We start from the raw sequence: 6,150 nt of genomic DNA, 5'->3' as shown, positions 1-6,150 counted from the left end.
TCGACGCGCCCAGCCGGTGAGGCTCGAATGCACCGGGCCGGCCGGCCCGCCACGACGCACCGGGTCGGCCAGCCGCCACGGCCCAGCCCGCCACGGCCCAGCCCGCCACGGCCCAGCCCGCCACGGCCCACCCCCCCCATGACCAGCCCGGCATGGCCAGCCCGCCACGACGGTCCCCAATGATCGGCCCGGCAACGGCCGGTTTGGTAGCGGCGTCAGTACGAGCCCCACACGGCCTTCGCGCCGGAGTCGCCCGTCCGGTAGACGTAGTAGACCGCGATCACGGCCAGCACGACCATGGCCGCCGACAGCACCCACTGCACGACCTTGGGCGCCGAGCTCTTGCCGCGGCCGGTCAGCAGGACCATCACGATGCTGACCACGCCCAACGCGAGCGTCCACCAGAAGGTCTGCGTGCCGAACCCCATGTGCTCGGTGAGCAGCTTCTTGCCCGCGGGCGACATATGCGGTTCGAGCCGATTGAACAGCTTCGTACCCGACTCCTTGGCCACGAACGTGCAGATCGGCGCGACGATCCCGAGGAGCAGGACGGCCCAGCCGATCTTCGCGCGCCAGGCGCCGACGAGCGCGTAGACGATAGCGCCCAGGGCCAGGAGCGGGACGAAGACGACCGCCGCGTGCAGCACGAGTACGTGCACGGGCAAGCCGTTGATCTGGTCGAACAAGACGCCTCCTCGATCAGGAACGGGCCGTCAGTCTAGGAGTGTCTGACGGCGCAAACATCCGCTGTACGCGCTAACGCCCGGAGATCCGGTCTGGTTCACCGCTCAGCCGATCTTGTGACGTCCCACCAGGATGAGGCGTACCGAAAGATCATGAGTTGGGGTTTGGCGCCGGCCATGCTCTCATGGACGAATGTCCACCGGCGAAGATCTGCTGCGCGCGCACGGCCTCCGGGTCACCCGGCCGCGCCTCGCCGTGCTCGAGGTGCTGACCGAGGGCGGCCACCTCGAGGTCGAGGACATCGCCCGCAAGGCCCGCGCCCGCCTCGACTCGGTCTCCACCCAGGCCGTCTACGACGTGCTCGGCGCCCTCAGCCGCGCCGGACTGGCCCGCCGGATCGAGCCGGCCGGAAGCCCCGCGCGCTACGAGGCCCGGGTCGGCGACAACCATCACCACATCGTCTGCCGGGGCTGCGGCGCGATCGCCGATGTCGATTGCGCGGTCGGCGAACGCCCCTGCCTGTCCCCGGGCGACGCGCAGGGCTTCGTGCTCGACGAGGCCGAGGTCACCTTCTGGGGTCTTTGTCCCGATTGTCAGGCGCGGCGGCGGGCGGAAGCGGCAGTCTAGACCCGGGCGGGTCGCCTTTCTGAACAGGTTCAAGTTTTCCACGTTCCCGTGGCAATCTGGACCGCATGAGTGGGGACTTGGGGCTGTTCGGGCCGGATTCGGTCACCTGGCGACTGCACCGGGAGCCGATCCTGATGCTCGGCGGGCTCCGGTCGCTCTACCTGCAGGCTCTGCATCCCCGGGCGGTCGCCGGCGTCACCCAGAACTCCCGGTACCGAGCCGACCCGTGGGGCCGCCTGACCCGCACGTCGGCGTACGTCGGCACGGTGATCTACGGCACCACCGAGGAGGCGGAGCAGGCCGCGCGCCGGGTGCGCCGCCACCACGCCCGGATGACCGCGACCGACCCGCGCACCGGCGAACGGTTCCGCATCGACGAGCCGGAATTGCTGCGCTGGGTGCACGTGGCCGAAGTCGAGTCGTTCCTGACCACCGCGACCCGGGCCGGCGTGCGGCTGAGCCCCGAGGAGATCGACCGCTACTACACCGAACAGCTGAAGGCCGCCGAGCTGATGGGCCTCGACCCGGCCACCGTGCCGGCGACCGCGGCCGAGGTGAGCGCCTACTACGACGAGATGCAGCCCCGGCTGAGCCTGACCCGGGACGGCGTCGAGACGGCGATGTTCCTGACCGTGCCCCCGGTGCCGCAGAACTGGGGCAGCCGCGCGTTCCGGCTCGGGCTCACGCTGGGCCCGACCCGCTGGGCCTACTTCGGGATCGCCGCCACCGCGGTCGCGATGCTCCCGCCCTGGGCCCGCCGCATGTACGGCGGCCTCGGCTGGCCCACCATCGACCTGACCGCCGACCTGTCCGCCCGAGGCCTGCGCATGCTGCTCTCCTCGGTGCTCGCAACGATCCCCCGAAGCCTGCGAGTGGCCCCGATGCGCGACGCCGCACTGGCCCGCGCCGCAGCCGCCCGCACCGCAGCCGCCCACACCCGACCAACCGCCACCTCAGCCTCCGCCTGACCGCCCGCCGCCCGCACCCCCGCCCGGCGTCGCATCGGCCCGCCGCCGTCTCAGCCCGCACCCAGCTCAGCCCCCAGTCTCAGCCCACACCCGGATCAGCCCGCGGTCTCAGCCCACACCCGGCACCGCCTCGGCCCGCGCCCGGCCCGCCAGCCGCACCGCACCGCAGCCCGCGCCCGGCCCGCCAGCCGCACCGCACCGCAGCCCGCGCCCGGGCCGCCGGCCACACCCCGGCCCGCGCCCGGCCCCGCCGGCCGCGCCCGGCCCCGCTGGCACACCCCGGCCTGCGCCCGCCCCGCCGGCCGCACCCCCGCCCGGGCCGCCAGTCGCACCGCATCCCGGTACCGCATCGGCCCCCGCCGGCTCAGCCCGCACCGGCCCGCCGCCTGACCGGCCGCCGCCAGCACCCGACGGCTCCGGCCCGCCCCTGACCCGCAGGGGCGCCGTTTGCAGCCCGATCGGCGGCCACCCGACCGGCTGAGGTCAGCTACCCAGGTGCTCCACCGCCGCCCACGCCTCCTTGGCCGGCAACTCCTGGCCGGCCGGGCACACCTTTCGGAAGTCACACCACCCGCACAGCGAACCCGGGTTGGTCGGGAACTCCTCATCCGGATCCGCGCCGCCGGCCACCGCCCGCTCGGCCGCCATGATGTCGCGCGCCGTCTCCTCCGCCCGGCGCACCTGGCGGGCCAGCGACTCGTCGGTGTGCTCGTGCACGGCCACCGTGCCGGTCGGCAGATGATGCAGCTCGACCCGGTGGCACGGCCGGCGGAACACGCGCTGCGCGGCCCATGCATACAGCGCCAGCGCCTGCGAGCCCCGCGCGTCGTCGGCGTCGAGCCCGGTGCGCCCGGTCTTGTAGTCGACGATCACCGCCTCGCCGCCCCGGCCGTCGATGCGGTCGGCGCGCCCGTTGAAGGCGAGCACCGACGTCTTGGTGGCCACCACCCGCTCGACGCCGAGCGGCTCGTCACCGGCGTCGGCCGAGGCCGCGTAGGACTCCAGCCAGCCCTGCGCCGTCTGGAAGGCGGCGCGCTCCTGGTCGACGTCGCGGTAGCCCTCGCGAACCCAGGTCGGCCGCAGCAGGCCGACCAGCGCCGTCGGCGTGCGGCGATCGGGCGGCAAGGCATACCAGTTTTTCAGGGCGGTGTGGACACTGGCGCCCAGCGAGTTGTGCGCCCACGGCGGCCCCTTGGGTGGGGTCGGGCGGTCGACGTAGGAATACCGATACCGCCGCGGACAGTCGACGAAACTGCCCAGCTTGCTCGGGGTGCAGACGAACAGGCGCTCGGGCATGCCGTCGAAGCCGAGCTGCTCGGGAACCGCGCGGGCGGATCTGGTGAAGGCCACGGGGTAATCCTGCCAGCACCCTCCGACAAAAACGTCAGCCCGCGTCCCCGGCCGCGTACAGCTGCACGAACGCGTTGATCGCATCGGCGATCAGCTGCACCGCGATCGCGGCCAGCAGCAGGCCGGCGATGCGGGTCAGCACCTCGATGCCGGCCGGGCGCAGCATTTTGACGATCACCCCGGAGAAGCGCAGTACCACCCAGACGGTGAGCATGACCAGCAGGATGCCGATCCCGATCACGAGGTACTCGTCGACGCCGTCGGCCCGCCGGACGAACAGCATGGTGGCGACGATCGCGCCGGGCCCGGCCAGCAGCGGCGTGCCGATCGGCACGAGCGCCACATTGCTCGTGCCGCCCTGTTCGGCCGGTTCGTCGGTCTTGCCGGTGAGCAGCTGCAACGCGACCAGCACGAGCAGCAGCCCGCCCGCGCCCTGCAGCGCGGGCAGCTGGACGTGCAGGTAGTCGAGCAGGGTTTGCCCCGCGACGGCGAAGCCGACGATGACCCCGAGGGCGAGCAGCACCGCTTGGGTGCCCGCCCTGATCCGGGCCTTGGCCGGCATGGTGCCGGTCAGCGCCAGGAACACCGGCACCATTCCCGGCGGGTCGACGATGACCAGCAAGGTCACGTAGACCTCACCGAGGAATTTGATATTCACCCGGACAAGGTAGGGGCTGGCGATTGTTTCCGCAGGCCGGTGCGGTGCGCGTCACCCCAGGACCGGCACTCCGGTCGCCGACGACACGATCTTCTCGTACGCCTCGGGAGCGGTGGTGAACGCTCCTAGCTGGACCCTCTTGTGTGTGCCGTGGAAGTCGGACGATCCGGTGACGACCAGCCCGAGATCCTCGGCCAGCGCTCGCACGTGCGCGCGCTGCTCGGGCGTGTGGTCCTCGTGGTCCGCCTCGAGTCCGAAGAGTCCGGCGTCGGCGAGCTCGGCGATCAGCCGGTCGGGCACCACCCGTCCGCGTACCGTCGCCCGCGGATGCGCGAACACCGGGACCCCACCCGCCGCACGTACCGCGCGCACGGCCTCGAAAACATCAAGATCAGCTTTGGGTACGAAGTAACGCGAGCCCAGCCAGCGCGAGGCGAACGCCTCATCGGTGGTGCGCACCAGTCCCGCCCGGATCAACGCCTGCGCGATGTGCGGCCGCCCGACCGAACCCCCGGCCGCGTAGCCCCGCACCTCGTCCCAGCTGATCGGCACCCCATCGGCGCGCAGCTTGTCCACGATCTTCTCGGCTCGCTGCTCGCGGTCGCGGCGCAGGGCGGTCAGGTCGGCGGCCAGCCGCGGTTCGGCGGGATCGAAGAGGTACGCGAGCAGGTGCAACGCGATCGGCCACGGCTCGCCGCCGAACCAGCGGCAGGACAGCTCGGCGCCGCGCACCAGGCACATGCCCTCCGGTCGGGCGGCCTCGGCCTCGGCCCACCCACCGGTGGTGTCGTGGTCGGTGATCGCCATGACGTCGAGACCCGCCTGCGCGCCCGCGGTGACCAGTTGCGCGGGGGTGAGGGTGCCGTCGCTGGCAGTCGAGTGGCAGTGCAGGTCGATTCTGGTCACCCGGAAACGCTACCGGCCGGGTGCGGCAATCGACCGTACGGAAGCGAAATCCTTCGTCACATCCCCGACGCCGCGCCGACCAGCGCCGTTTCCCGGCCGGTCAGGCGTCGTCCCCGTCGCCGTCCTTGCCGAGCCGCGCCTCGACGGCCTGCGGCTCGTACATCTCCTCGACCACCCGCAAGTAGAGCTCGTTGGGGTTGGGCAGGTGCTTGACCTCGCGGAGCGCCTGGTCCTGGCCGGCCGACTCGAGCACGAAGGTGCCGTAGTTAAGCGTGCGGCCCAGGGCGGACTGCTCGTACTTCATGTCGGTCACCCGCAGCAGCGGCATCATCGCGACCCGCCGGGTGATGATGCCGTTGACCACCATCACCCGCTTGTTCGTGAGGATGAACCGGTCGAAATACCAGTCGAAGACCCGCCACGCGACCCAGCCCACCACCCCGAGCCAGATCAGCACCGCGACCGTGACCATGCCGTCGATGTTCTGCCGGGTGAGGAAGCCGGCCAGGTAACCGAGCAGCAGGGTGGCGCCCGCGCCGATCAACAGCGGCGTGGAGAGGTGGATCCAGTGCCGTTTCCACTCGCCGCGGTAGCGCTCGGTCGGGAAGAGGTAGCGCGCGACCAGCGTGGTCGGCTCGTCCTCGAGCGGCAGGACCCGGCGCGGGCCGGAGCCGCCGCCCTCGGGGCCTAGCCCGGCGAGCTCCTCCTGGGTGAAGTTCGGCGCTTCGTACTCACCGGCGTCGGTCGCGTAGCCCACGTCGCCGTCGTAGCCGGCGTCGGGGCTGAAGCCGGCGTCGGGCGAGAACCCGGGACCCTCCGAATAGGGCTGCCGCCGGCGCGGGGCGTCGGGATCCTCGTACGCGGAATCGTCGTAGCCGAAGCTCGGGTCGTCGTCTCGAGGGCGCCCGGCACCCTCGCCTCGAGGCTCGTGCGGCTCAGTAGGACCACCCATGTACA

The 6,150-nt window shown here is 72.1% G+C and carries 7 protein-coding genes; 2 read left to right on the top strand and 5 right to left on the bottom strand.

Going from position 1 to position 6,150, the window contains the following annotated elements:
• Positions 1-215 precede the first annotated feature (215 nt).
• Positions 216-686 (bottom strand): DUF2231 domain-containing protein, encoded by a 471-nt coding sequence (locus ODJ79_RS44935; RefSeq protein ID WP_263029873.1) that lies wholly within the window; start codon positions 684-686, stop codon positions 216-218.
• 190 nt (positions 687-876) lie between these two features.
• Here ODJ79_RS44935 and ODJ79_RS44930 point away from each other — a divergent pair, with 190 nt between their 5' ends.
• Both ODJ79_RS44930 and ODJ79_RS44925 read left to right on the top strand, forming a co-directional pair.
• Entirely contained in the window at positions 877-1,311 is a 435-nt protein-coding gene (locus ODJ79_RS44930) for a Fur family transcriptional regulator (RefSeq protein ID WP_263029872.1), read from the top strand.
• A gap of 65 nt (positions 1,312-1,376) precedes the next feature.
• Entirely contained in the window at positions 1,377-2,279 is a 903-nt protein-coding gene (locus tag ODJ79_RS44925; RefSeq protein ID WP_263029871.1) for an oxygenase MpaB family protein, read from the top strand.
• A gap of 483 nt (positions 2,280-2,762) precedes the next feature.
• Here ODJ79_RS44925 and ODJ79_RS44920 read toward each other — a convergent pair whose 3' ends face one another.
• The 4 genes from ODJ79_RS44920 to ODJ79_RS44905 form a co-directional block, all read right to left on the bottom strand.
• The gene (locus tag ODJ79_RS44920) at positions 2,763-3,575 is read right to left on the bottom strand and encodes a RecB family exonuclease (protein WP_263029876.1); all 813 of its coding nucleotides are present in this window, start codon (positions 3,573-3,575) and stop codon (positions 2,763-2,765) included.
• Between the two features lie 88 nt (positions 3,576-3,663).
• Entirely contained in the window at positions 3,664-4,287 is a 624-nt protein-coding gene (locus ODJ79_RS44915; RefSeq protein ID WP_263029870.1) for a MarC family protein, read from the bottom strand.
• 51 nt (positions 4,288-4,338) lie between these two features.
• Positions 4,339-5,193, bottom strand: a complete 855-nt coding sequence (locus ODJ79_RS44910; protein ID WP_263029869.1) for a PHP domain-containing protein — start codon at positions 5,191-5,193, stop codon at positions 4,339-4,341.
• A gap of 100 nt (positions 5,194-5,293) precedes the next feature.
• Positions 5,294-6,145, bottom strand: coding sequence for a PH domain-containing protein (locus tag ODJ79_RS44905; RefSeq protein WP_263029868.1), 852 nt, complete (start codon positions 6,143-6,145; stop codon positions 5,294-5,296).
• Positions 6,146-6,150: the final 5 nt, after the last annotated feature.

Source organism: Actinoplanes sp. KI2 (assembly GCF_025630775.1).
Taxonomy (GTDB): Bacteria; Actinomycetota; Actinomycetes; order Mycobacteriales; family Micromonosporaceae; genus Actinoplanes.
The sequence above is the reverse complement of the archived record's forward strand: the minus strand, read 5'-3'. Positions and strand labels throughout refer to the sequence as shown.

What these genes read in the sequence shown, in the direction of transcription:
- ODJ79_RS44930 (WP_263029872.1), top strand. Translation starts at nt 877, where the DNA reads ATGTCCACCGGCGAAGATCTGCTGCGCGCGCACGGCCTCCGGGTCACC.
- ODJ79_RS44925 (WP_263029871.1), top strand. Translation starts at nt 1,377, where the DNA reads ATGAGTGGGGACTTGGGGCTGTTCGGGCCGGATTCGGTCACCTGGCGA.
- ODJ79_RS44920 (WP_263029876.1), bottom strand. Translation starts at nt 3,575, where the DNA reads ATGCCCGAGCGCCTGTTCGTCTGCACCCCGAGCAAGCTGGGCAGTTTC.
- ODJ79_RS44905 (WP_263029868.1), bottom strand. Translation starts at nt 6,145, where the DNA reads ATGGGTGGTCCTACTGAGCCGCACGAGCCTCGAGGCGAGGGTGCCGGG.